The organism is Caballeronia novacaledonica (genome assembly GCF_900258035.1).
In the GTDB taxonomy this organism is placed as follows: Bacteria; Pseudomonadota; Gammaproteobacteria; order Burkholderiales; family Burkholderiaceae; genus Caballeronia; species Caballeronia novacaledonica.
In genome coordinates, this window is record NZ_OGTP01000009.1 from 152,764 (window position 1) to 173,576 (window position 20,813).

The window sequence follows — 20,813 nt, forward strand, 5'->3', positions numbered from 1 at the left end:
GTTTTTTGTGCTTGGGCTTCTATGAATGGCCCGATTTGTTTTTGGTTTATTAGCGTTGCCCCTGTGCGGGGCGGCAGTCACTTTCTTTGCTGCTGCAAAGAAAGTAACCAAAGAAAGCAGCTTTCCCCATCCAAAGTGCCTCATGCCGGCCGCGGCACAGGCGATTGGCTGAATGGAACGGCAGTAGTGAGTGCCCCCACAAAACTCGCGCGGCTTGGCTCGCGCACGGTCCGCCATCACTCGCCACATAACGAACTGGTTCAGCACCAAATAGCTCCGGCCCGCTTCGCGGCCGATCGGTTAATCGGGTTTGCGTGTGCTTCTTTGTTCATACCTTCATCGCAACGCAACGCAACGCACATGCATACCGTTGGTTTCCCTTGCATACCCTGCGGCAGCGCGTAGCGCTGTGCCGAAGCTTTTTCGTGCTGAACCAGCGCCCTAAAACATGTGGTGCGCCAGACCGTGCGCGAACCAAGCCCGATAAGACCTTTGAGGGCACTCGCTACTCTGGGGGCCATTCAGCCAATCGCCTGTGCCGCGGCCGGCGTGAAGCACTTTGGATGGGAGAAGCTGCTTTCTTTGGTTACTTTCTTTGCAGCAGCAAAGAAAGTGACTGCCGCCCCGCACAGGGGCAGTGCTAATAGACCGACGCAAATACGGGATCCGGCGAAAAACTTTGGCAAGTGACTGCCGCCCCGCACAGGGGCAGCGCTAATAGACCAATAACAAAACGGGATCCGGCGGAAAACCCTGGCAAGTGACCGCCGCCCCGCACAGGGGCAACGCTAATAGACCAATAACAAAACGGGATCCGGCAAAAAACCCTGGCAAGTGACTGCCGCCCCGCACAGGGGCAGTGCTAATAGACCAATAACAAAACGGGATCCGGCGGAAAACCCTGGCAAGTGACTGCCGCCCCGCACAGGGGCAACGCTAATAGACCAATAACAAAACGGGATCCGGCGAAAACCCTGGCATTGGTTTGCGACCACCCTGGCCCACCCGAGCGGGCCCCCCTCCCGATGAGCATTTCTCAGCGAAACCACCTGACAGGCTCTAAAATCACCCCTTTCCCGCTCACTCCGCCGCGCCGTCCGCGCCTCCCCACCCCAGCGTGCAAAAGATCCTGATCGTCCGCGTGTCGTCGCTCGGCGACGTCGTTCACAACATGCCGGCCATTGCCGACATCCGCCGCCGCTATCCCGACGCGTGCATCGACTGGCTCGTCGAGGAAAGTTTCGCCGGTCTCGTCGAGCTGGTGCACGGCGTGCGCCGCGCGATTCCGTTCTCGCTCAGGCGCTGGCGCAAGGCGTTCACATCGCCCGCGAACTGGCGCGAGATCGGCACGTTCAAGCGTGAACTCGCCGCCGAAAAATACGATCTCGTGATCGACTGTCAGGGGCTCATCAAGACCGCGTGGGTCGCGAGCTGGGCGCGCGGGCCGCTCGTCGGTCTCGGCAATCGCACCGACGGCGCGGGCTACGAATGGCCGGTGCGCTTCTTCTACGACCGGCGCGTGCCGATCGAGCCGCGCACGCACGTCGTCGAGCGCACGCGGCAACTCGTGGCGGCGGCGCTCGATCTGCCGAAGCCGCAAATGACCGACGATATCGACTTCGGCATCGACACGCAGCGCGCGACGCTCGCGGTCTCCGAACTCGGGCTGAATCTGCCGGTGCCGTACGTCGTGTTCGCGCACGCCACCTCGCGCGCCGACAAGCAATGGCCCGAAGCCGCGTGGATCGAACTCGGGCAGGCGCTCGTGACGCGCGGCGCGTCGATCGTGCTGCCGTGGGGCAGCGACGCCGAGCGCGCGACGAGCGAAAAGCTCGCGAAGGAATTCGGCGCGGCCGCGATCGTGCCGCCGAAGCTGTCGCTGCCCGCGGTGGTCGGGCTGATCGACGGCGCGGCGGCGACCGTCGGCGTCGATACGGGTCTGGTGCATATTGCCGCGGCGCTGAAGCGTCCGACCGTCGAGTTGTACAATTTCTCGACCGCGTGGCGCACCGGCGGCTACTGGTCGCCGCAGGTGGTCAATCTCGGCGACGCAAGCCGGCATCCGACGCTTTCCGAAGTCAAGACCGCGCTCGCGGGCTTCGGCCTGCTGTAGCCTGCCGTGATGTTTTCATCGTGCGCTGCGCCGTGCGCTTGCAACTCAAGGTCGTAGACACATGACGGAATCTCAAATCATCGAAGTCGCGTCGGGCGATTGGCAGGGAAAGAATCTTTCCGTGCCGCGCGAGACGCTCCTTGCCGGCGTCGAAAACGGCAAGGTGCTGTATTTCCCCAATCTGCGTTTTCCGATCGAAGGCGGCGAACTCGCGCTGCTCGACCCGAAAATCGCGGACCCCAGCCGCAAGAACATCAGCCTCGCGCCCAACGGCGGCGCGCTGAACGGCGTGCTCGGCGAGAACGTCACGCAGACGGCGGTGCGCTCGCTCATCAAGCGCTATCAGGATCACGCGCGCTCGCTCGTCGACGGTCTCTTTCCCGAATACGACGGCAAGCTGCGCGTCGCGCCGACGAGCCTCCGGCTGCATCAGGTCGAAACGCGCGAGACCTCCTGGCGCAAGGACGACAGCCGCTTGCACGTCGATGCTTTCCCGTCGCGCCCGAACTACGGCGAGCGCATCCTGCGCGTGTTCACGAACGTCAACCCGAAAGGCGCGCCGCGCGTGTGGCGCGTCGGCGAACCGTTCGAGGACATGGCGAAGCGCTTCCTGCCCGGCATCAAGACGCAGATGCCCGGCTCGGCGTGGCTCATGAATCTGCTGCACATCACGAAATCGCCGCGCAGCGAGTACGACCATCTGATGCTGCATCTGCATGACGCGATGAAGGCCGACCTCGATTACCAAAAAACGTCGCCGCAGGAAACGATGCCGTTTCCGCCCGGCTCCGTGTGGGTCTGTTTTTCCGATCACACGTCGCACGCAGTGATGTCCGGCCAGTTCATGATGGAGCAGACGTTCTTTTTGCCCGTCAAGGCGATGGCGCGTCCCGATTGCGCGCCGCTCGGCATTCTCGAACGCCTGAAGGGCAGGGCGCTCGTTTGAGCGGCGCCGCTTCTCCGGGCGCATCGGCTGCCGTGCTGAGGCTCGTCTACCGGGCGCTCTGGTGGATCGTCGCGCCGCTCGCGGTGCTGCGGCTCTTTATCCGCTCGCGCAAGGAGCGCGGCTACCGCGAGCATATCGGCGAGCGCTTCGGACACATCCCGCCCCGCCGTGCCGACGATCTCGCGCCGCTCATCTGGGTGCACGCGGTATCGGTCGGCGAGACGCGCGCGGCGCAACCGCTCATCGACGCATTGCTGAAGGCGCATCCCGAAGCGCGCGTGCTGCTCACGCACATGACGCCGAGCGGCCGCGCGACGGGCCTCGAACTCTTCGGCGATCGCGTGTGGCGCGGCTATCTGCCCTACGATCTGCCCATTCTCGTGCGGCGTTTCCTGCGCGCATGGCGTCCGTCGCTCGGCATCGTGATGGAAACGGAAGTCTGGCCGACGCTCATCGACGAATGCAAGCGCGGCGACGTGCCGCTCGTCCTGACCAACGCGCGCATGTCGGCGCGTTCGTACCGGCGCGCGGCGAAGTTCGGGCGCGCGGTGCGCGAAGTGTTCGGCGGCTTTTCGCGCGTGCTCGCGCAGACGCCGTCCGACGCCGAACGGCTGACCGCGCTCGGCGCGCGCAATGTCGCCGTGCTCGGCAATCTCAAGTTCGATATGACCGCGCCGCCCGAACTGGTCGCGCGCGGTCAGGCGTGGCGCGCGGCCATCGGCGACCGGCCGGTGTGGGTTGCGGCGAGCACGCGCGAAGGCGAGGAGGCGCTGGTGCTGCGCGCGTTCGCGGCGCTCAACGTGCCCGATGCGTTGCTGATTCTGGTGCCGCGTCATCCGCAGCGTTTCGACGAAGTGTCGGCGCTGATCGCGAGCCTCGGGCTGACGAGCGCGCGCCGTTCGGTGTGGGCGCCGAAGCCGGCCGCGGCGGGATCGGGCGCGGACGTGCCGGAACCGTTGCCGTCGAACGTGCAGGTCTTGCTCGGTGATTCGATGGGCGAGCTCGGCGCGTATTACGCGGCGGCGGATCTGGCGTTCATCGGCGGAAGCCTGTTGCCGCTCGGCGGACAGAATCTGATCGAAGCGTGCGCGGCGGGCGTGCCGGTGCTGATCGGGCCGCATACGTTCAACTTCACGCAGGCCACCAACGATGCCATCGCGGCAGGCGCCGCATTGCGCGTGCAGGACCCGCAGGCGCTTGCGCGCGGGCTGCGCGAAATCTTCAGCGACAAGGCGCGGCGGCTTGCGATGAGCGCGGCGGCTTCGGCGTTCGCGGCGCGGCATCGCGGCGCGACGGAGCGAACGGTGAGCGTGCTGAGCGCGTTGCTCGAAGAGGAAAGCGACGCGGCGAAGTGATCCGCGCGTCCGCCCGATTCGCACGCCCTTCCCTTTTTTTCCGGCGAATCGTCTGATCTAAACCGTTGTTATTGCGGAAAAATCGAGGGTTGAACGGTAACAAGGTTAGGGGGATACTGAACGCCCGCCCGGCCCCTTGAACGGACAAAAGGCCGGATGCCTGCGAACGTGCTGCCAATCTTCCTTCGAGGACGCGCATGCAAGATCTCATCAAGTCCGTCGTCAAAGACATGATGCCGCCCGGCCTTCTGCGCCTTCTGCGGCCACACCCTGAACCCGATTCGTGGGGCACCGTCCGCTACGGCGCGCACGGTCTCGTGCTTCCGGGCAACCGGCGCTTCGAATATCGGCCTTGCACGGCGGATCGGTCGGTTTGCAAACAGATTTTCTTTCATCGCGAATACGCCACGGATCATCTGGTGCGCGCAAAGGAAATCGCGGCGTTTTACGAGGCTTGCGAGAATCCGCTGATCGTCGATGCGGGCGCGAATATCGGCGCCGCCGCGGTGTGGTATGCGCTGACGTATCCGAAGGCGAAGATCGTCGCCATCGAGCCGGATGTATCGAATTTCTCGCTGCTCAAGAAAAACGCGGAGTCCTTTCCGCACATCACGCCGCTCAACGCCGCGATCGCGGCCAAGCGCGGCACGCTCTATCTCAACGATCCGGGGGCGGGCGAATGGGGCTTTCGCACGGCCGAGCAGCCCCTCGAGAAAGGTTATGCCGTCGACGCACTCACGCTCGAAGACGTGATGCCGCCGTCCGGCGTGACGCCGTTCATTCTGAAGATCGATATCGAAGGCGCGGAGTCGGACCTGTTTTCGCGCCATTGCGATGCGCTGAACGCGTTCCCGGTCGTCATGATCGAGCTGCACGACTGGATGCTGCCCGGCGAATCGAACAGCCGCAATTTCCTGCAATGGCACGTCGAGATGAAGCGCGATTTCGTGCAGGTCGGCGAGAACTCGGTATCGATATCGAATTCGATCGCGCTGAACTAGCGTCTCAGGCGAGCAGCAGTCCCTTCTTCTCGATGAAGCGAATGACTTCATCGAGCCCGTCGAGCGCCTTCAGGTTGCACATCACGAAGGGCCGCTCGCCGCGCATTTTCTTCGCGTCGCTTGCCATGATGTCGAGATTCGCGCCGACGTGAGGCGCGAGATCGGTCTTGTTGATCACGAGCAGATCCGACTTCGTGATGCCCGGCCCGCCTTTGCGCGGAATCTTCTCGCCGCCCGCGACATCGATCACGTAGATGGTCAGATCGGAGAGTTCGGGGCTGAACGTCGCCGCGAGGTTGTCGCCGCCGGATTCGATGAACACGATATCGGCATCCGGAAACTTCGACACCATGCGATCGACGGCTTCGAGATTGATCGACGCATCTTCGCGGATCGCCGTATGCGGGCAGCCGCCCGTCTCGACGCCCATGATGCGCTCGGCCGGCAGCGCGCCCGCGACGGTCAGAAGGCGCTGATCTTCCTTCGTATAGATATCGTTGGTGATGGCGACGAGATCGTATTTCTCGCGCATCGCCTTGCAGAGCATTTCGAGCAGCGTGGTCTTGCCGGAGCCGACCGGCCCGCCGACGCCGACACGCAACGGCGGCAGTTTCTTGGTTCGGCGAGCGGCGGAAGAGTAAGCGGGAGCGTTCATGGAATCTCGGTTCAGGAGCGGAAAAGCCGCGAGTATTGCGATTCGTGCCGCGCGGACAAAACGCCGAGCTGCGGCGCGAAAGTGTTGACCCGTTCGGGCGATGTATCGAGTGCGCGGCGCACGGCGGCGTCGATCGGCGCACGCAACGCGACGATGATGCGCTGCCCCGCAAGCTGGCCGAGCGGCACGGCCTTGAGCGCGGCGGCCGCCTGATTCTCGACCCAACTGAACGCGTAGGCCGCGAGCGCCGCTTCCGTCGCCGCATCGTGGGCGAACGCGGCGAAGGCGAACGCGCTCGGCTGCGCGATGGGTTTGATCGCGGCAAGCGTCGCGCGGCGCGATGCGTCGCCCCATTCGAGCGATGCGCACAACTGCGCGAGCGACCAGCCCATCTGCTCGGTTTCACGTCTGAGTTCCGCCGATTCGCGGCTCGCGATGTATTCGTCGTTCGCGGCGCGCAACGCGGCTTCGTCGTGCGCACGCCAATGCGCGATCTGATGCGCGAGCAACGGCAGTTCGCCGCGCGCGAGCACGCTGCTCAGACCGTTCGCGATCCAGTCGCGGGCGCTGTCGCCGTCGTGAATCAGGCCGTGCTCGATCGCCGCTTCGAGTCCCTGCGAATAGCTGAACGCGCCGATCGGCAGCGCCGGCGACGCGAGATGCAGCAGCGCAGTGAGCTCAGCGATGCGCATGATCGTGGTGATGGTGATGATCGTGACCGCACGACGAGTGATCGTGGTCATGACCGTGATGCTCGTCGAAAACCTTCTGCGCCAGTGCGTAGTCTTCGCTGAAGGTGTCGTCGTGGCCGTGCTTGTGGCCGCCGCCGTATGCGCCGGTTTCGGGCTGGAACGGCTGCGATTCGTGCGCGACGAGCACGGAGAGACGCTTCAGCATGTCTTCGAGCACGGGATCGGCTTCGAGCTTCAGATACTCCGCGCCGACTTCCACGGGCGTATGCCGGTTGCCGAGGTGATACGCGGCGCGCGTCAATAGCCGCACGCTCGGCGCGCGCACGACGAGCACGTCCTCCGCCGCCGCGATCACGCGCACGAGGCCGCCGTCATCGGCGACGAGCATGTCGCCGTCGGCGAGCACGGTGCCGCGCGGCATCACGAGGGCGACTTCCTCGCCGTTGTCGAGCGTGGCGGCGAGACGGCTCTTGCAGCGCGCATCGAAAGGCAGGGTCAGGGTGGGCGCGCGCTTCACGAGCACGGGCGCGAGCGTGGCGGTCAGACGTTTGTCGATGGTACGCATGGCGACTCAGAACAGAAAATAGCGCTGCGCCATCGGCAGAACGGTGGCGGGATCGCATGTGAGCAATTGGCCATCGGCGATCACCTGATAGGTCTGCGGATCGACGCTGATGGACGGCTGCCATGCATTGTGAATCATGTCGGCCTTCGTCACGTTGCGGCAGTTTTTCACCGCGACCACTTGCTTGCCGAGTCCGTAGCGATCCGCGATGCGCGCTTCCATCGCCATTTGCGACACGAACGTGAGCGACGTCTTGCCGAGCGCACCGCCGCGTGTGGCGAACATCTCGCGGTAATGCACAGGCTGCGGCGTCGGAATCGATGCGTTCGGGTCGCCCATCTGCGCCAGCGCGATCATGCCGCCTTTCACGATGAGCGACGGCTTCACGCCGAAGAACGCCGGTTCCCAGAACACGAGATCGGCCCACTTGCCCGGCTCGATGGACCCGACTTCATGCGCGATGCCATGCGTGATCGCCGGATTGATCGTGTACTTCGCGACATAGCGCTTCGCGCGGAAATTGTCGTTGCGCGTGCTGTCTTCCTTGAGCGCGCCGCGCTGCACCTTCATCTTGTGCGCCGTCTGCCAGGTGCGGATGATGACTTCGCCGACACGGCCCATCGCCTGCGAATCGGACGACAACATCGACAGCGCGCCGAGATCGTGCAGGATGTCTTCGGCGGCGATGGTCTCGCGGCGAATGCGCGATTCCGCGAACGCGATGTCCTCCGCAATCGACGGATCGAGGTGATGGCACACCATCAGCATGTCGAGATGCTCGTCGAGCGTGTTGACGGTGTACGGGCGCGTCGGATTCGTGGACGAGGGCAGCACGTTCGATTCGCCCGCCACCTTGATGATGTCCGGCGCGTGACCGCCGCCCGCGCCTTCCGTGTGATACGTGTGGATCGTGCGGCCCTTGAACGCGGCAATGGTCGTCTCGACGAAGCCCGCTTCGTTGAGCGTGTCCGTGTGGATGGCGACTTGCGTGTCGGTGTCGTCCGCGACGGAAAGGCAATTGTCGATCGCGGCGGGCGTCGTGCCCCAGTCCTCGTGCAGCTTCAGCCCGATCGCGCCGGCCTTCACCTGCTCGATCAGCGGCTCGGGCAGGCTCGCGTTGCCCTTGCCGAGAAAGCCGAGATTCATCGGCCAGCCATCGGCGGCCTGCAGCATGCGCTCGATGTGCCAGGGGCCCGGCGTGCAGGTCGTCGCGTTGGTGCCGGTCGCGGGACCGGTGCCGCCGCCCAGCATCGTCGTGACGCCGCTCGCGAGCGCTTCGTCGATCTGCTGCGGGCTGATGAAGTGGATGTGCGTATCGACGCCGCCCGCCGTGACGATCAGGCCTTCGCCCGCGATCACTTCGGTCGCCGCGCCGATCGCGATGTTCACGTTCGGCTGGATGTCCGGATTGCCCGCCTTGCCGACCGCGAAGATGCGTCCGCCCTTGATGCCGATATCCGCTTTCACGATGCCCCAGTGATCGAGGATCAGCGCGTTGGTCACGACCGTATCGACGACATCCGCCGAGGAACGTTGCGACTGGCCCATGCCGTCGCGAATCACCTTGCCGCCGCCGAACTTCACTTCTTCGCCGTAGGTGGTGAAGTCGCGCTCGACTTCGATGATGAGATCGGTGTCGGCGAGGCGCACGCGGTCGCCGGTGGTCGGGCCGAACATTTCCGCATAAGCGCGGCGGCCGATGCGTAGCGTCATGTTTTCGATGTCCTGTTCAGAGTGGGCCCATCACAAGGCCATTGAAGCCGTAGACGTGCCGGTCGCCCGCGAGCGCGACGAGTTCGACGGTGCGTTCCTGTCCCGGCTCGAAGCGCACGGCCGTGCCCGCCGCGATGTTCAGGCGAAAGCCGCGCGCCTTCTCGCGTTCGAACTTGAGCGCCGCGTTGACTTCGTAGAAATGGAAATGCGAGCCGACCTGCACGGGCCGGTCGCCATGATTCGCGACGACGACCGTCACGGTCTCGCGTCCCGCGTTGAGCTCGTGCTCGCCATCGTCGATGAAATATTCGCCGGGGATCATGTTCTTAAGGGATCGGATGATGAACCGTCACGAGCTTCGTGCCGTCGGGAAAGGTCGCTTCGATCTGAATGTCGGGGATCATCTCGGGCACGCCTTCCATCACGTCGTCGCGGGTGAGCAGCGTGGTGCCGTAGTGCATGACTTCCGCGACGGTCTTGCCGTCGCGCGCCGCTTCCATCAGTGCGGCCGATATGAACGCGACGGCTTCGGGATGATTGAGCTTGAGGCCGCGCGCGCGGCGGCGTTCGGCGAGCAATGCTGCGGTGAAGATCAGCAGCTTGTCCTTTTCTCGGGGCGTGAGTTTCATGAGCTTCTTTTACGGAGAAAAGCGTTTCGGGCCTTGCAATGCTAGCATCGGACGGGCTTTCGACGAGCTTGCATTTCACTGGATAAAGCGTTGCAGCTCGACCGTCGAAGGCCGTTCGAAAATCTCCTCCGGCGCACCCGATTCCCACACGCGGCCCTGATGCATGAACACGACCTTGTCGCTCACCTTGCGTGCGAAGCGCATCTCGTGCGTGACCATGATGAGCGTCATGCCGTCGCGCGCGAGATCTTCGACGACCGCGAGCACTTCGCCGACGAGCTCCGGATCGAGCGCCGACGTGATCTCGTCGCAGAGCAGCACGGTCGGCTTCATCGCGAGCGCGCGTGCAATCGCCACGCGCTGCTGCTGGCCGCCGGACAGCTGGTCGGGATACGCGTCGAACTTGTCGCCGAGACCGACGCGTTCGAGCACCGTATGCGCGGTCGCGCGCGCCTTCGCCTTGTGGATCTTCCTGACGACGGTTTGCGCGAGCATCACGTTCTCGCCCGCGGTGAGATGCGGGAAGAGGTTGTATTGCTGAAACACCATGCCAACCTTGAGACGCAGCGCGCGCAGGTCGGCATGACGCGCGTCGATATGCTCGCCGTCGATTTCGATCGAGCCTTCGTCGATGCTCTCCAGCCCGTTCAACGTGCGCAGCAACGTGCTCTTGCCCGAGCCGCTGCGTCCGATGATCGATACGACCTGTCCTTGCTCGACGGCGAAGTCGATTCCCTTCAGCACCTGATTCGCGCCGAACTGCTTCTGAAGATTGCGGGTTTCAACGAGCGGCATTCCATTTCCTTTCGAGCGTGCGCGCATAGCGCGTCAACGGATAGCAAAGCACGAAGTAGATGACGGCGACGAGCCCGTACACGAGGAAGGGCCGGAAAGTTGCATTCGAAATCATCGTGCCGGCTTTCGTGAGTTCCGTGAAGCCGATGATCGATACGAGCGCCGTGTCCTTCACCGCCTGCACCGCGAAGCCGACCGTCGGACCGACGGCGATGCGCGTTGCCTGCGGCAGGATCACGTGTCGAAGCTGCTCGAAGTAGCTCATCGCAAGACTCGACGATGCTTCCCATTGCCCCTTCGGCACCGCTTCGACCGAGCCGCGCCAGATTTCCGCGAGATAGGCGCTGGTGAAGAGCGTGAGACCGACGGTCGCCGCGAGCCACGGCGAGACGTCGATACCGAGCAGCGGCAAGCCGAAGAACACGAGGAACAGTTGCATCAGGAGCGGCGTGCCCTGAAAGATCTGGATATAGAGCTTCACGAGCGTACGCAGCGCGTGCGATTTCGACACGCGCATCACGAGCAGCAGAAAGCCGGCGATGCCGCCCAGCACGAACGATACGATCGACAGCACGACGGTCCAGCGCGCCGCGAGCAACAGGTTCTCGAAGATCTGCGCGAGCGTGAATTCGATCATCGCGCGGCGCTCCGGCTGTTCATCAGAAAGCGCTTGCCCGCCGCGTTCAACGCGGTGCGCAGCACGAGCGCCATCGCGAGATAGGCCGCGGTGATGAAGAAGCACGTTTCGAATGCGCGGAAGTTGCGCGACTGGATATAGCTCGCGGCATACGTGAGGTCGGGCACGGAAATCTGCGATACCACGGCCGAGCCGAGCATCGTGATGACGATCTGGCTCGTGAGCGCGGGAAACACTTTCGCGAGCGCTTGCGGCAGCACGACATGGCGAAACGTCTCGCCGCGCGACATCGCGAGCGAAGCCGCCGCTTCGTGATGTCCCTTCGGCACGGCGGCGATGCCCGCGCGGATGATCTCGATCGAATACGCGCCGAGGTTGAGCGTCATCGCGAGAATGGCCGCGACGTATTCGCTCAAATGAATGCCGAGCGCGGGCAGGCCGAAGAACACGAAGAACAGTTGCACGATGAACGGCGTGTTGCGGACCGCCTCGACATAGCCGCCGACGATCGCGCTCAGCCACGCACGCCGGCTGTCGCGCGCGGCGGCGCCGAGCACGCCGACCGACACCCCGAGCGCCGTCGAAACGGCGGTCAAGGCGAGCGTCGTCGCCGCGCCGCTCGCGAACATGCCCGCGTATTGCGCGAGATCGGCGAATTGAAGTTCATAGGCCATACGTTGCCGCGCTCTTCAAAGGCTCGCGGGCAGCGGCTGGTTGAACCACTTCTTCGACATCGTGTTGAGCGTGCCGTCCTTCTTCGCCTGCGCGATGGCGTCGTCGACCTTGGTCATCAGGCGCGGCTCGTTCTTGTTCAAGCCGACGAAGCACGGCGAATCCTTGATGATGAACTTCGCTTCGGGCCGGCGCGGCGGATTCTTCGCGAGGATCGCGGCCGCGACGATGTTGCCCGCCGCGATCAGTTGCACCTGTCCCGAGAGAAACGCGGAGATGGTCGCGTTGTTGTCCTCGAAGCGCTTGATGGTCGCGTTCGGCGCCATCTGCGACAGCGCGATTTCTTCCAGCGCGCCGCGCGTCGCGCCGACGGTCTTGCCGGCGAGATCGGCGGGACCGCCCACCTTGATGTCGGCGGGGCCGAACACGCCCTGGAAATACGGCGCATAAGCGGTCGAGAAATCGAGCACCTTCTCGCGTTCCGGCGTCTTGCCGAGCGACGAGATCACGAGATCGACCTTGTTGGTCGTGAGATACGGAATGCGGTTCGCGCTGTTGACGGGCACGAGTTCGAGCTTCACGTTCATCGACTTGGCGAGCAGCGCGGCCATGTCGACGTCGTAGCCTTGCGGCTTCATGTCGGCGCCGACCGAGCCGAAGGGCGGATAGTCCTCCGGCACGGCCACGCGCAGCGTGCCGTTCTTCGCGATGGTGTCGAGGGCGTCGGCGTGCGCGGCGAACGGCGTCAGGGAAAACAGCAGCGCGACGAGCGCGGTGCGTCGCGCGCGGGAGAAAGCGGTGAGCGTGGTGAACATCGATGATCCTTCGGTCTTGGGCGGCCGCGTTGGACGGCGCGGCTCTTGAGCCGAGGCTTAAAGCGAGAGTCGTGCCACCGATGTCTTTTCGTTGTATCGCCTGCGTTTGCCGGTTTCGCGCGGTTCATCGCGCACAACGGAAGTGCAGACGAATGCGCTCCGCTGGTGCGTACTAGGTAGTCCACAAACGCAAAGGCCGCGCATCGACGCCATGCACGACGGGACGAAGACGCGACCAGCAATCGGCGAGCGTGTTTTGCAGCGGCTCCATCGAGCGGCTGATTGCGCGCACGATCAGCACGCCCGGCGCGACGCACGACGCGCCGGCGCGCAGTTCATCGTCGAAGGGCAGTTGCGCGGTGAGGGCTTCGGCGAGTGCGTCATCGCACGCGGGCCCGATCGCCCAGAGCGTGCCGTAGGCGGGGAAGCCTGCGAGTCCTTGCGCGGCGTCGCGCAGCGGATCGGTGGCATCGAGCAGCGTGCGCTCGAACCAGAGCGTCGCGCCGTCGCGCCGGGCGATGCGCGATATCGCCTTGATGTGTCCTTGCGTCCATTTCTCGCCCGCGGCGGCGCGGCCGAGCAGCATCGCGTCCCAGCCGATCGCGCTCGCGCCTTCGTCGAGCGTGAGATTGAATTCGAGTTCGATATTCGACGACTCGAACACGATGTTGTTCTGCGGAAGCCAGTCGAGCTTCGCGTGCGCCGCGAGACCGATGTCGATGCGTTGTGTCGCGAGCTTGCCGTTGGCTTTGTACCACTTGGTCGCGCCGGGCGTCGTGATGACGGCGTGCGTATGTTCCTGCAGACGAACGTCGATGGACAGTCGATCGCCGCCCGCCACGCCGCCTGGCGGATGCACGATCACCGAGTGACAGATATCGCCCTCGGGATAGAGCGGCCGCTGCAGCCTCAACGGCCCTTCGTGCTTGCGATGAACGCACACGGTGCGGCCATGCTGACGCGCATAGCCGAGTTCGAGCGAGCCGCGCCAGATGTGTGGATCGGCGAGTGTTGCGTGCGATTCGTGGTGCATGAGCGATGCGTTTCGGAGCGGAGCCTAGATCATACGGCGATCAGTTCGCGCACTCCATGCGCGTCCATTTCCGAGCCCGCGCCGCCCGCGACGATTTCACCGCGGCTCATGACCCAGTAGCGGTCGGCGAGCTCGCGCGCGAAGTCGTAATACTGCTCGACGAGCAGCACCGTCATGCCCATTTCATCGACGAGTTGCCGGAGCGTGCGGCCGATGTCGCGAATGATCGATGGCTGGATGCCTTCGGTCGGTTCATCGAGGATGAGCAGTTGCGGCTCGCTCATCAGCGCGCGGCCGATGGCGAGTTGCTGTTGCTGACCGCCGGACAGGTCGCCGCCTCGGCGGTTTTTCATGTCCTTGAGGACCGGGAACAGCGCGTAGATGTGGTCCGGAATCTTGGAAGGCGCCTTGCGGCTCGCCGCGCCGACCAGCAGGTTTTCTTCGACGGTGAGACGGCCGAAGATGTCGCGGCCTTGTGGCACGTAAGCGAGGCCGTTTGCGACTCTTGCGTGGGTTGGCATCGAGGATATCTTGTTGCCGCGCCAGTTGATCGTGCCGCTTTTGGTCGGGACGACGCCCATCAGGCAGCGCAGGAGCGTCGTTTTGCCGACGCCGTTGCGGCCGAGCAGGACGGTTAGCTCACCGTCGGGGACGGTCATCTTCACATCGCGGAGGATGTGGCTGCCGCCGTAGTATTGGTTCAGGTTTTCGACTTGTAGCATTCTTTTTTCGTGGAATCGTGTGGTCGTTTCGGTCTATTGGTGTTGCCCCTGTGCGGGGCGGCGGTCACTTGCCAGGGTTTTTCGCCGGATCCCGTTTTCTTAGTGGTTTATTAGCACTGCCCCTGTGCGGGGCGGCAGTCACTTTCTTTGCTGCTGCAAAGAAAGTAACCAAAGAAAGCAGCTTCTCCCATCCAAAGTGCTTCACGCCGGCCGCGGCACAGGCGATTGGCCTAATGGCCCGCAGAGTAGCGAGTGCCCTCACAAAACTCACGGGGCTTGGACCGCGCACGGTCCGCCATCACTCGCCACATAACGAACTGGTTCAGCACCAATAGCTCCAGCCCGCTTCGCGGCCGACGGGTCAATCGGGTCCGCGTGTGCTTTCTTGCTAACAGCTCCATCTCACTGCGTTCGTCTTTCGTTGGCTTCCCTTGCATACCCGACGGCAGCGCGTAGCGCTGTGCCGGAACTCTTTCGTGCTGAACCCGTGCCCTAAAACGTATGGTGCGGCGGACCGTGTGCGGTCCAAGCCGCGCGAGTTTTGTGGAGGCACTCACTACTGCCGTTCCATTCAGCCAATCGCCTGTGCCGCGGCCGGTGTGAAGTGCTTAGGATGGGGAAAGCTGTTTCTTTGGTTACTTTCTTTGCAGCAGCAAAGAAAGTGACTGCCGCCCCGCACAGGGGCAGTGCTAATAGACCACTAAGAAAACAGGATTCCACGAACATCCAAACACCAAAAAAAACCGTCACCGCCCCAGATAAGACTCAATAACGGCCTCGTCCCGTTTGACGTCATCCAGCGTGCCTTCGGCAAGAACACTTCCTTCAGCCATCACCGTAACCTTGCCGCTATCGCCGGCAAGCGCGGCAACGAATTCCATATCATGCTCGACGACCATCATCGAACACGATCCACGCAGCTTGTTCAAAAGCTCCGCGAGCTCCATCGTTTCGTGATCGGTCATGCCAGCCGCAGGCTCGTCGAGCAGCAAAAGTGCCGGCTGCTGCATCAGCAACATGCCGATCTCGAGCCGCTGCTTCTGTCCATGCGATAGCTCGCCCGCCAGTCGCGTCGCATGATGCTGCAAACGAATCAGCTCCAGCGTTTCCTCGATACGCGCCTGCGCCTGACGGTCGAGCCGCGCGCGCAACGACGCAAACCATCGCTTGTCGGTCTTCATCGCGAGTTCGAGGTTTTCCCACACGGGATGGTTCTCGAACACGGTCGGCTTCTGAAACTTGCGGCCGATGCCCGTTCGCGCGATCACCGGCTCCGACATGCGCGTGAGATCGAGCGTCTGCCCGAGAAAAACCTTGCCGTCGTCGGGACGCGTCTTGCCGGTGATGACGTCCATCATCGTCGTCTTGCCCGCGCCGTTCGGCCCGATCACGCAGCGCAACTCGCCCACATCGATCGACAGCGCCAGCTTGTTCAGCGCGCGAAAGCCGTCGAAGCTCACGGTGACGTCTTCGAGATAAAGAATCGTGCCGTGCGATATGTCGATCTCGCCCGGCGCGAGCACGTGCCCGAGACCCGAGATGACGTTGATGTTCTTGTGGTTCGACTCAGGCAGATCCGGCGCGGGCGGAATCGGCGGCAAATCGACGATCAATGCATGGTGTGCAGTCATTCTGCGGACTCTCCTGCGGTCTTCCTGCGGCGCGCGAGATCGATGAGCCCCATGATGCCGTTCGGCAAAAGCAGGGGCACGAGCGTGAAGATGAGGCCGAGGAAGAACAGCCAGTACTCCGCGAAATACGCAGTGAAAAAGCTCTTCGCGCCGTTCACCGCGAATGCGCCGACGATCGGTCCGATCAACGTGCCGCGTCCGCCGACCGCGACCCAGATCGCCATTTCGATCGAGTTCGCCGGCGACATCTCGCTCGGATTGATGATGCCCACTTGCGGCACATACAACGCGCCCGCGATGCCGCACAGCACCGCCGACACCGTCCAGATGAAGAGTTTGTACGCGAGCGGACTGTAGCCGAGGAACATCAGGCGCGCTTCGCCATCGCGTACGCCGGTGACGACGCGCCCGAGCTTCGACGTGACGATCCAGCGCGCCGCGAGAAACGCGAGCACGAGAATCGCGAACGTGATGAGGAACAGCGCCGTGCGCGTGCCCGGATGCGTGACGGGGAAGCCCGCGATGCGCTTGAAGTCCGTGAAGCCGTTGTTGCCGCCGAAGCCCGTTTCATTGCGATAGAAGAGCAGCATCGCGGCGAAGGTCATCGCCTGCGTGATGATCGAGAGATACACGCCCTTCACGCGCGAGCGGAACGTGAAGAAGCCGAACACCCACGCGAGCACGCCGGGCACGAGCACGACGAGCAGAAGCGCATACCAGAGATGCTCCGTGCCCTCCCAGTACCACGGCAGCTTGTGCCAGTCGAGGAACACCATGAAGTCGGGCAGGTCGCTCTTGTACACGCCTTCGCGGCCGATCGAGCGCATCAGGTACATGCCCATCGCGTAGCCGCCGAGCGCGAAGAAGAGCGCGTGGCCCAGGCTCAGGATGCCGCAATAGCCCCACACGAGATCGAGCGCGAGCGCGCCGATCGCATAGCACATGAGCTTGGCCGTGAGCGTCATCGCATAGGCGGACAAGTGGAACGTGCTCGTCTCCGGCAACACGAGCGCGCTAACCGGCACGACGATGCCCATCGCGATGATGAGCGCGATCAGCGCAAGCCAGCCATTGCGCGGCAAGAGCGCGGCGCGCGGCGGCAGGCCGAGCGCGAAACCCGCGCGCGCGGCGCTCGAATCGGGTTGCGGCGCGACGTCGAGGTTCCCGCCGATATTGGTCGAGGCGGTCATGGATCAGGCCTCCGCGCTGCGGCCCTTCAGGGCGAACATGCCCTGCGGACGCTTCTGGATGAACAACACGATGAGCACGAGCACCGCGATCTTCGCGAGCACCGCGCCCCAGAACGGTTCGACGGCCTTGCTCACGAGCCCGAGCCCGAAGCCGCCGATCACCGTGCCCGCAAGCTGGCCGACGCCGCCGAGCACCACCGCCATGAACGAATCGATGATGTAGCTCTGGCCGAGATCCGGCCCGACGTTGCCGATCTGCGAGAGCGCGCAGCCGCCGAGTCCCGCGATGCCCGCGCCGAACGCGAACGCATACGAATCGACACGCGCGGTCTTCACGCCGACGCACGCGGCCATGCGGCGGTTCTGCGTCACCGCGCGCACGAACAGGCCGAGCCGCGTCTTCGTGAGCACGCCCCACGCGATCGCCACCACGGCGAGCGAGAACGCGAGGATCGTCAGACGGTTGTACGGCAGGATCAGGTTCTGCATCACGGTGACGCCGCCGCTCATCCACGACGGATTCGTCACCTGCACGTTCTGCGCGCCGAAGAGCGTGCGCGTCGCCTGAATCAGAATGAGGCTGATGCCGAAGGTCGTCAGCAGTGTTTCGAGCGGACGTCCATAGAGATGCTTCAGCACGAGCCTTTCCAGCACGATGCCGACGAGCGCCGCCGCGACGAACGACGCGGGCACCGCGAAGAGCGGATACCAGTTGAACGCGGCGGGCGCGTAATGCTGCACGAGGTTCTGCACGACGTAGGTCGCATACGCGCCGATCATCAGGAATTCGCCGTGCGCCATGTTGATGACGCCGATCAGGCCATACGTGATCGCGAGGCCGAGCGCCGCGAGCAACAGCACGCTGCCGAGCGAGAGGCCCGCGAAGAGCGTGCCGAAGATTTCGCTGCGGCGCTGGATCGAATCGAGCGCGTAGAGGCCTTCCTGCGCCGCGTTGCGCACGCGCTCGTCGGGCTCGTTGAACGAGCCGTCGGCTTTCTTCGCGACGATCGGGCGCAGCAGCTCGTACATGTCGAGGTCATGCCGCGCCGCGACGAGTTGCGCCGCTTCCAGACGCTTGCCGACATCGGGATCGTGAAGGGCGGTCATCGCCCAGAGCGTGTCGAGGCGCTTCTTCAGTTCGGGATCTTTTTCGATGGCGCGCGCGCGGTCGACCAACGGCTTCATCGACGCGTCCGGGTTCTTCAGCAGCGCGGCGATCGCTTCGCGGCGTTTCGCGGTATCGGCGGAGGCGAGCTGCAAGCCCGAGAGCGCGCCGGCGACTTTCGTGCGCAGGATGTTGCTCAGCGTGATCGGCTGCGCGTCCGGTGCTTCGACGGTCTTGCCGGTGACCGGATCCTTGTTGCCGTCGTCGGTCTGGATGGTCACGCGGCCGTTGTCGGTCGCGACGAGCGAGCCGTCGGACAACGCGGTGAGCACGGCGACCGAAGGCGCATCCGCATTGGCGATGAGCTTGTCGATGGCGGCGGATTTGGCTTCGAAGTCGTCGCCGGCGAGCGGGGCGAGATCGTCGCTGGTGAGTGCATGCGCGCTGAACGGCGCGAGCGCGATGAGGAGCGCGAGCAATACCCGCATGAAGGAACCGGTCATGATGGCCTTTCTGATGAGACATGGACGGCCGCGCGAATCACGAACGAAAGCGCGCGGCCTCACCGCTTCAAACCATCACTGCATCACGCGACGCGCACGCGCTGACGGCGCAGGAACGCGGGAATGGAGCTGACGATATCCGGCTTGCCCTGATTGCCCGCGATATACGGGCTCCACGGTTGCGCGCGCACGGCGGTCTTCGTCTTCCACACGACGTTGAACTGTCCGTCGCCGCGAATTTCGCCGATCATCACGGGCTTGTGCAGATGATGATTGCCGTCCATCGACAGCGTGAATCCCGAGGGCGCGGCGAACGTCTGACCGATCATCGCGACGCGCACCTTGTCGACGTCGGCGCTCTTCGCTTTTTCGACGGCCTGCTTCCACATGTGGATGCCGACGAAGGTCGCTTCCATCGGATCGTTCGTCACGCGCTTGTCGCCGCCGGGCAGGTTCTGCGCCTTCACGTACTCGAAGAATTCCTTCTCGAACTTCGTGTTGTTCGTGTTCTTCACGGACATGAAGTAGTTCCATGCGGCGAGATGGCCGACGAGCGGCTTCGTGTCGATGCCGCGCAGCTCTTCTTCGCCGACCGAGAACGCGACGACGGGCACGTCGGTCGCCTTCAGGCCCTGGTTGCCGAGCTCCTTGTAGAACGGTACGTTCGAATCGCCGTTGATCGTAGAGACGACAGTTGTCTTTCCCCCCTGGGCAAAGGTCTTGATGTTCGCGACGATGGTCTGATAGTCGCTATGTCCGAACGGTGTGTAGACCTCTTGTATGTCTGCATCCTTGACGCCCTTGGAGTGAAGGAACGCGCGCAGGATCTTGTTGGTCGTGCGCGGATACACGTAGTCGGTGCCGAGCAGGAAGAAGCGCTTGGCGCTGCCGCCTTCCGGTCCCATCAGATATTCGACGGCGGGGATTGCCTGCTGATTCGGCGCTGCGCCCGTATAGAACACGTTGCGCGACATCTCTTCGCCTTCGTACTGCACGGGATAGAACAGCAGGCCGTTGAGTTCCTCGAAGACCGGCAGCACCGACTTGCGCGAAACGGACGTCCAGCAGCCGAATACGACGGCGCATTTGTCCTGCGTGAGAAGCTGACGCGCTTTCTCCGCGAAGAGCGGCCAGTTCGAAGCCGGATCGACGACGACGGGTTCGAGCTGCCTGCCCATCACGCCGCCGCTCTTGTTGATATCGGCGATGGTCATGAGCGCCGTGTCCTTCAGCGACGTCTCGGAGATCGCCATCGTGCCCGATAGCGAATGCAGGATGCCGACCTTGATCGGACCCGTATCGGCGGCTTGGGCTTTCGTGATCGGAAGCTGACCCGCGAGGGCGAGCGCGCCCGACATGGAGCCGAACTTCAGCAGACTGCGTCGTTTCATTTCTGTGTTCCCCTTGCCGATGTGGTTGTTTGAGCAATGACGAATGCTCGGATCGTTCTGCAAGGGCTATGCCAATTGCGGTGGAATGCTTTTGGGGTAAGGGATTGGGGAGGTTTTGCCCTTATCAGGGCTTGATGTTGGCGGCGGGGTTTTGGTGCATGGTGGAGCTTGTGTGCATCGTTGCGGTGCGGGTTCGCTTTGTTTTTGATTTCTTTTGTTGCTGGATCCCGTTTTGTTATTGGTCTATTAGCACTGCCCCTGTGCGGGGCGGCAGTCACTTTCTTTGCTGCTGCAAAGAAGGTAAGCAGCTTTCCCCATCCTGAGTGCCTCACGCCGGCTGCGGCACAGGCGATGTTTTTGCCGGATCCCGATTTGCTTTTGGTTTATTAGCGTTGCCCCTGTGCGGGGCGGCAGTCACTTTCTTTGCTGCTGCAAAGAAAGTAACCAAAGAAAGCAGCTTCTCCCATCCAAAGTACTTCATGCCGGCCGCGGCACAGGCGATTGGCTGAATGGAACGGCTATAGCGAGTGCCCTCGCAAGTAGAACAGGGCTTGGACCGCGCACGGTCTGCCGCAGCGCACCGCTCAACTTGCGGGTTCAGCCCTTGCAAGCTCCGGCCCGCTTCGCGGCCGACCGGTAAATCGGGTTTG

The 20,813-nt window shown here is 63.5% G+C and carries 20 protein-coding genes; 4 read left to right on the top strand and 16 right to left on the bottom strand.

Annotated elements, in window-relative coordinates; genetic code table 11:
- The first annotated feature begins 1,117 nt into the window (after positions 1-1,117).
- The 4 genes from waaC to NOV72_RS15515 all read left to right on the top strand — a co-directional run bounded on the left by waaC (position 1,118) and on the right by NOV72_RS15515 (position 5,415).
- Complete coding sequence (gene waaC / locus NOV72_RS15500) at positions 1,118-2,113, top strand: lipopolysaccharide heptosyltransferase I (protein WP_106855481.1); 996 nt, start codon at positions 1,118-1,120, stop codon at positions 2,111-2,113.
- A 61-nt stretch (positions 2,114-2,174) separates the two neighbouring features.
- On the top strand, positions 2,175-3,059 hold the full coding sequence (gene kdoO / locus NOV72_RS15505) for a Kdo hydroxylase KdoO (RefSeq protein WP_106855482.1): 885 nt from the start codon (positions 2,175-2,177) through the stop codon (positions 3,057-3,059).
- Between the two features lie 32 nt (positions 3,060-3,091).
- On the top strand, positions 3,092-4,414 hold the full coding sequence (gene waaA / locus NOV72_RS15510) for a lipid IV(A) 3-deoxy-D-manno-octulosonic acid transferase (protein ID WP_106855544.1): 1,323 nt from the start codon (positions 3,092-3,094) through the stop codon (positions 4,412-4,414).
- A gap of 197 nt (positions 4,415-4,611) precedes the next feature.
- Positions 4,612-5,415 (top strand): FkbM family methyltransferase, encoded by an 804-nt coding sequence (locus NOV72_RS15515; RefSeq protein ID WP_106855483.1) that lies wholly within the window; start codon positions 4,612-4,614, stop codon positions 5,413-5,415.
- Positions 5,416-5,419: 4 nt separating this feature from the next.
- Here NOV72_RS15515 and ureG read toward each other — a convergent pair whose 3' ends face one another.
- The 16 genes from ureG to urtA form a co-directional block, all read right to left on the bottom strand.
- Positions 5,420-6,070: an urease accessory protein UreG gene (gene ureG, locus NOV72_RS15520; RefSeq protein WP_034472760.1), complete on the bottom strand. Its 651-nt coding sequence runs from the start codon at positions 6,068-6,070 to the stop codon at positions 5,420-5,422.
- A gap of 11 nt (positions 6,071-6,081) precedes the next feature.
- A complete protein-coding gene (locus NOV72_RS15525) occupies positions 6,082-6,762 on the bottom strand; it encodes an urease accessory protein UreF (RefSeq protein ID WP_106855484.1) in 681 nt (226 codons plus the stop codon).
- Positions 6,749-7,327, bottom strand: a complete 579-nt coding sequence (gene ureE / locus NOV72_RS15530; RefSeq protein ID WP_106855485.1) for an urease accessory protein UreE — start codon at positions 7,325-7,327, stop codon at positions 6,749-6,751. The genes NOV72_RS15525 and ureE overlap by 14 nt, the downstream gene beginning before the upstream one ends.
- A gap of 6 nt (positions 7,328-7,333) precedes the next feature.
- Complete coding sequence (ureC, locus tag NOV72_RS15535) at positions 7,334-9,040, bottom strand: urease subunit alpha (RefSeq protein ID WP_106855486.1); 1,707 nt, start codon at positions 9,038-9,040, stop codon at positions 7,334-7,336.
- 16 nt (positions 9,041-9,056) lie between these two features.
- Positions 9,057-9,362, bottom strand: coding sequence for an urease subunit beta (locus tag NOV72_RS15540; RefSeq protein WP_061121130.1), 306 nt, complete (start codon positions 9,360-9,362; stop codon positions 9,057-9,059).
- 4 nt (positions 9,363-9,366) lie between these two features.
- Positions 9,367-9,669 carry an urease subunit gamma gene (locus NOV72_RS15545; RefSeq protein ID WP_008342482.1) on the bottom strand — a complete coding sequence of 101 codons (303 nt, stop codon included), beginning with the start codon at positions 9,667-9,669 and terminating at the stop codon, positions 9,367-9,369.
- 75 nt (positions 9,670-9,744) lie between these two features.
- Positions 9,745-10,464 (bottom strand): amino acid ABC transporter ATP-binding protein, encoded by a 720-nt coding sequence (locus NOV72_RS15550; protein ID WP_106855487.1) that lies wholly within the window; start codon positions 10,462-10,464, stop codon positions 9,745-9,747.
- Positions 10,451-11,101, bottom strand: a complete 651-nt coding sequence (locus tag NOV72_RS15555) for an amino acid ABC transporter permease (RefSeq protein WP_106855488.1) — start codon at positions 11,099-11,101, stop codon at positions 10,451-10,453. The genes NOV72_RS15550 and NOV72_RS15555 overlap by 14 nt, the downstream gene beginning before the upstream one ends.
- Positions 11,098-11,775, bottom strand: a complete 678-nt coding sequence (locus tag NOV72_RS15560) for an amino acid ABC transporter permease (protein WP_106855489.1) — start codon at positions 11,773-11,775, stop codon at positions 11,098-11,100. The genes NOV72_RS15555 and NOV72_RS15560 overlap by 4 nt, the downstream gene beginning before the upstream one ends.
- Before the next feature lie 15 nt (positions 11,776-11,790).
- Positions 11,791-12,588 (bottom strand): transporter substrate-binding domain-containing protein, encoded by a 798-nt coding sequence (locus NOV72_RS15565; RefSeq protein ID WP_106855490.1) that lies wholly within the window; start codon positions 12,586-12,588, stop codon positions 11,791-11,793.
- Positions 12,589-12,760: 172 nt separating this feature from the next.
- Complete coding sequence (locus NOV72_RS15570) at positions 12,761-13,621, bottom strand: urease accessory protein UreD (RefSeq protein ID WP_106855491.1); 861 nt, start codon at positions 13,619-13,621, stop codon at positions 12,761-12,763.
- A 29-nt stretch (positions 13,622-13,650) separates the two neighbouring features.
- The gene (urtE, locus tag NOV72_RS15575; protein WP_106855492.1) at positions 13,651-14,343 is read right to left on the bottom strand and encodes an urea ABC transporter ATP-binding subunit UrtE; all 693 of its coding nucleotides are present in this window, start codon (positions 14,341-14,343) and stop codon (positions 13,651-13,653) included.
- Between the two features lie 746 nt (positions 14,344-15,089).
- Complete coding sequence (urtD, locus tag NOV72_RS15580; protein WP_245933060.1) at positions 15,090-15,974, bottom strand: urea ABC transporter ATP-binding protein UrtD; 885 nt, start codon at positions 15,972-15,974, stop codon at positions 15,090-15,092.
- Positions 15,971-17,164, bottom strand: coding sequence for an urea ABC transporter permease subunit UrtC (urtC, locus tag NOV72_RS15585; RefSeq protein WP_106855493.1), 1,194 nt, complete (start codon positions 17,162-17,164; stop codon positions 15,971-15,973). The genes urtD and urtC overlap by 4 nt, the downstream gene beginning before the upstream one ends.
- 3 nt (positions 17,165-17,167) lie before the next feature.
- The gene (gene urtB, locus NOV72_RS15590) at positions 17,168-18,772 is read right to left on the bottom strand and encodes an urea ABC transporter permease subunit UrtB (RefSeq protein WP_106855494.1); all 1,605 of its coding nucleotides are present in this window, start codon (positions 18,770-18,772) and stop codon (positions 17,168-17,170) included.
- 83 nt (positions 18,773-18,855) lie between these two features.
- Positions 18,856-20,163, bottom strand: a complete 1,308-nt coding sequence (gene urtA / locus NOV72_RS15595; RefSeq protein WP_106855495.1) for an urea ABC transporter substrate-binding protein — start codon at positions 20,161-20,163, stop codon at positions 18,856-18,858.
- Between the last annotated feature and the right edge of the window lie 650 nt (positions 20,164-20,813).